The organism is Microbacterium sp. 71-23, assembly GCF_001897265.1.
GTDB lineage: Bacteria > Actinomycetota > Actinomycetes > Actinomycetales > Microbacteriaceae > Microbacterium > Microbacterium ginsengisoli.
This window is the reverse complement of the sequence record NZ_MKSL01000001.1, coordinates 1-3,131: the sequence shown is the minus strand read 5'-3', so window position 1 is coordinate 3,131 and position 3,131 is coordinate 1. Positions and strand designations below refer to the sequence as shown.

Genomic DNA, 3,131 nt, shown 5'->3' with positions numbered 1-3,131 from the left:
GAGGTTCTCGTCCTCGAACTCGCGCTCCGTCCGGGGGTGGCGCCGCTGGGCGCGCCAGGCGGCGAGGACGGATGCCGCGTGACCGAGGCCCGCGCGATCACGCACGAGGCCGGCGTCCGCCCACATCAGCTCCTGCAGGGCATCACGCGAGAAGGCCGGGGCGTCGGCGACGCCGGCCGCCGGTGCGGCGTCGGTCGCGCGGGCGCTGGGTGCCGGGACGGCTGCCGGCCAGGCTCCCGCCGCCGCGTCCGCCGCGATCGCGTCTCCGGCGCGGGCGCCGAACACCGCCCCCTCGAGGAGCGAGTTCGAGGCGAGCCGGTTGGCGCCGTGCACCCCGGTGCGCGCGACCTCGCCCACCGCGTAGAGGCCGGCGAGGCTCGTGCGCCCGTGCAGGTCGGTGTCGACGCCGCCCATCAGGTAGTGCGCGGCGGGAGTCACCGGGACGGGATGCCGCGCCCAGTCGAGTCCGCGCGCCCGGACGGCGGCGTCGATGGTGGGGAAGCGCCGGGCGAGGAAGTCGCCGCCCAGGGCTGTGGCGTCGAGCTCCACGGGACGGCCGCCCTGTTCCTGCATGCGCGCGGCGATGGCGCGGGCGACGACGTCCCGTGGCGCCAGCTCGCCGTCCGGGTGGGCGTCGAACGCGAAGCGCCGTCCGTCCTCGTCGATGAGCGTCGCCCCCTCGCCGCGCACGGCCTCCGACACGAGGAACGCGTCACCGACGGCGAGCACGGTCGGATGGAACTGCACGAACTCCAGGTCGCTGACCGCGACGCCGGCCCGCAGCGCGGCGGCGATGCCGTCACCGGTCGCGACCTTGGGGTTGGTGGTGTGGGCGTAGAGCTGCCCGGCGCCGCCCGTCGCGAGGACGACCGCGTCCGCCGCCACCTCTTCGAGCATTCCCTCGACCGCGGGCGCGTCCGCGGAGGCGGGATGATCACCGACGAGGAGCCGCACGCCGCGCGCCCGCCCATCCCTGACCAGGAGGTCGACGAGGAACGCGTGCTCGATGACGCGGACGTCGCTCGCGCGGAGTCGGGCCACCAGGGCCTTCTCGATGGCCGTGCCCGTGGCGTCCCCGCCGGAGTGGAGGATGCGGGGGTAGGAGTGCGCGGCCTCGAGTCCCTTCACGAACGCGCCCTCGCCGTCGCGGTCGAAGGCCACGCCGAGGTCGACGAGCTCGCGGATCCGCGCGGGACCTTCCTCCGCGAGCACGCGCACGGCGGCGGGGTCGCTGAGGCCCGCCCCGGCGACGAGCGTGTCCGCGATGTGGTCCTCGACGCGGTCGTCCGCGAACATGACGCCCGCGATGCCGCCCTGCGCGAACCGCGTGTTCGCGTGATCGAGCACGTCCTTCGTGACGAGCGTGACGCGACACCCGTGCTGGACGGCGTGGAGGGCGACGGTCAGTCCGGCGATGCCACTCCCGACCACCACAACGCGCACGGCGGAGCTCATGAGGCGTTCTCCCACGCCGACGCGGGCGCTGCCGGAGGCTTGGCCGCGAGCATACGCTCCAGCGCGACGCGCGCGGGCTCGGCGACGTCCGCGGGCACCGTGATGCGATTGCGGACCTCTCCGTCGACCAGCCCCTCGAGCACCCACGCGAGGTAGCCGGGGTGGATGCGGTACATCGTCGAGCACGGGCAGACGACCGGGTCGAGGCAGAAGATCTCGTGCTCCGGATGCTCCGCCGCCAGGCGCTGGACGAGGTTGACCTCCGTGCCGATGGCGAAGGTGGTCGGCTCGGTCGCCGCCTCGATGGCCTTGCGGATGTAGTCGGTGGAGCCGGCCTCGTCCGCGGCATCCACCACCGCCATCGGGCACTCGGGGTGGACGATCACCCGCACGCCGGGGTGTTCCGCGCGCGCCTTCTCGATCTGGTCGACCGAGAAGCGACGGTGCACCGAGCAGAAGCCGTGCCACAGGATGACGCGGGCATCGCGGAGCTCGTCCTCGGACGATCCTCCGAGCGGCTTGCGCGGGTTCCACATCGGCATCTGCTCGAGGGGGACCCCCATTGCCTTGGCGGTGTTGCGGCCGAGGTGCTGGTCGGGGAAGAAGAGGACCCGACGGCCGCGCTCGAACGCCCACTCGAGCACCGTGCGCGCATTCGAGGACGTGCAGACGATCCCGCCGTGCCGTCCGACGAAGCCCTTGATCGCCGCAGAGGAGTTCATGTAGGTCACGGGGATGACCGGCACCCGACCGTCGGCGTCGGCCGCATCCATGTCGCCGTACACATCGGCGAGCTGCTCCCAGCACTCCTCCACCTGATCGATGTCGGCCATGTCGGCCATCGAGCAGCCGGCTGCAAGGTTGGGGAGGATGACCGCCTGGTCCGGTGTCGACAGCAGATCGGCGGTCTCCGCCATGAAGTGCACGCCGCAGAACACGATCGCCTCGGCGCCCGTGCGTGCCTGCGCCGCGTTGGCGAGCTGGAACGAGTCGCCGACGTAGTCCGCGTGGGCGATGACCTCCTCGCGCTGGTAGAAGTGGCCGAGCACGACGACGCGATCGCCGAGGGTGCGCTTCGCGGCGCGGATGCGATCGGCGAGCTCCTCCTCGGATGCCGCGCGGTACTCGAGCGGCAACTCGCCCTGACGGGGTGAGCCCGTCGGGATGACGTCGCCCATGGATGAGCCCGGTCCGTAGCCGGGGCGGATGTCGAAGTCCCACGGACCCGCGGCCAGGTCGGTGGTGCAGGTCGCGGCCGTCGACAGGCCGCTGACGATGGCCTGGATCTCGTGATCGACGGACGGGTCGACCGGCTCGGCGGGGCGGGGGCGGATCGCGACGTTGACAGCGCTCATGATCACTCGATTCCGTGGGGCAGGGGCCCGCGCTCGGCGAGCTCGACGTCTTGGTTGTTGCGGTAGAGGCGGGCGGGCCGGTGGCTGCCCGTGCGGAAGCGGTCGGTGGGGATGAGGCTCTGCGAGCCCTCCACCTGCCGCCGGAAGTTGGCGGGGTCCAGGCGGCGGCCGAGCACCGATTCGTACACCTCGCGCAGTTCGGCGAGGGTGAACTCCTCGGGGAGGAGCCCGTGCGCGATGCGCGAGTACCCGACCTTGTTGCGCAGGCGCCAGAGCGCGTACTCGACGATCTGGTTGTGGTCGAACGCGAGGGCGGGGAGG

General features: G+C 72.7%; 3 protein-coding genes. All 3 read right to left on the bottom strand.

Going from position 1 to position 3,131, the window contains the following annotated elements:
* Nucleotides 1-1,455 (bottom strand): L-aspartate oxidase (gene nadB, locus BGO15_RS00015; protein ID WP_286746411.1); only part of this gene is annotated, 1,455 nt, incomplete at its 3' end.
* The gene (nadA, locus tag BGO15_RS00010; protein ID WP_286746408.1) at nucleotides 1,452-2,810 is read right to left on the bottom strand and encodes a quinolinate synthase NadA; all 1,359 of its coding nucleotides are present in this window, start codon (nucleotides 2,808-2,810) and stop codon (nucleotides 1,452-1,454) included. The genes nadA and nadB, both read right to left, overlap by 4 nt.
* 2 nt (nucleotides 2,811-2,812) lie before the next feature.
* Nucleotides 2,813-3,131, bottom strand: a 319-nt coding sequence (locus tag BGO15_RS00005) for an NUDIX hydrolase (RefSeq protein WP_502689132.1), incomplete at its 5' end; no start/stop codon positions are given.

Bases quoted from the DNA above. Each gene is read 5' to 3' on its own strand.
- nadA (WP_286746408.1), bottom strand. From the start codon at position 2,810: ATGAGCGCTGTCAACGTCGCGATCCGCCCCCGCCCCGCCGAGCCGGTC.